The 1312-nt window shown below is 41.5% G+C and carries 1 protein-coding gene; it reads right to left on the bottom strand.

Features of this window, described 5'->3' with window-relative positions; translation table 11 throughout:
- On the bottom strand, positions 1-726 hold a 726-nt coding region (locus B4K20_RS00450), incomplete at its 3' end, for a LysM-like peptidoglycan-binding domain-containing protein (RefSeq protein WP_289281468.1).
- Positions 727-1312: the final 586 nt, after the last annotated feature.

Here is a 1312-nt window from a genome sequence, read left to right as displayed (position 1 = left end):
TTCACGTTTAATGATGACTTGAAACTGATCGTTTTTACGAAGATCGCGGCGGAAGTTAATTTTATTTCGAATGAGTTTGGTCAGCATCATGATAGTGGGATCACTGATCCCTGCATTGGCTGCAGCCAGGTAGAAACTATTGCTTATTTCCCCTTTAAGCACCACGGTTTCCCATGTTGTGGGAGCAATGGTCTCATTGTGGCTGAAGTGATTGTCATCCTCTTTTTGATAAACGATAGTCTTCTTGGTGCTACTGACTACGGATAATGCCATCAGAGTGTCATCGTTGTTGAATGTAAAACCTAGTTGCTGACCTGGGTGTAATACATCCATCTCCAGATAGGGCTCATCAGCTTCAAGAATGCCGAAGAGTGTCTGGATGGGAAGGCTAAAGTGTTTGAAAATGCTTTCAAGGCTATCGCCGGATTTGACTTTGTAATCGACGGTATGTGTTTGAGGTTCAGGTGTACTGACAAGTATCAACTGTGCCGGGTCGTCTGTTGCCATTGCCTTATTCGGCTCAGTGAGTTCTACACTGGTGTCATTTGTATCTGATGTAGAGCTAAGAGCGGGAAGAACGACAGGCTTTGAAATGGTGATGTTTGATGTATTGGTCATGTCCGAGTCAAGGCGCAAGACTGTCAGAATGATCATTGCCACTAAAATGACAAACAAAGCAATATAAGCTGGGGCAGAGAGAGACCCTTTACGATGTACTTTTTTCATAGTTGAATCTTTTAAATCAATGATATTGGAATAGAGTGGTGATAATCATCGATGATTATTTTGATATATCATATCACTTAAGCTGAAGAATAAAGACATTGATCATAGTCAACTTCAATCAGGGCTATCGATGTTGTTGTATAGCTGCTTTGGATGGATGCAAACTTGAGAGCTCCGTACCTGAAAAAATCAATTGAAGCCGATCGCAATAACTGATCATCAGTTGGCTTGCCTGTTTCTCTAAGTCAATAAATATAGATCAGCATACTGAAGTGACAAACTATTCAAAAACCTGACAGCGAGTACTGTCATGAGAACAAGAACGTTCTGGGCAATGTAACATTGCTTTATTGAAGATATAATATATCATTAATTGATTTTTGAGCCGATGCATCACGGCTTGAACCTATTGTCGCCAGTTCTCGAAACATACAGCATCTCCGAGCCTGGAGATTATGCCAAATGCATAGCAGAGACGCTGGAGAGATGGGGATGCCGAGTGTGTCAAAGCAGGTATAACCTATCGCTTGCCTGATGGAAAAATGGTGTATTTCCCCGAATAATAGCTATCGATTTGATGGCTGAT

Source organism: Methylophaga sp. UBA5088, from assembly GCF_002414625.1.
Lineage (GTDB): Bacteria > Pseudomonadota > Gammaproteobacteria > Nitrosococcales > Methylophagaceae > Methylophaga > Methylophaga marina.
This window is presented reverse-complemented; position numbering and strand designations above follow the sequence as displayed.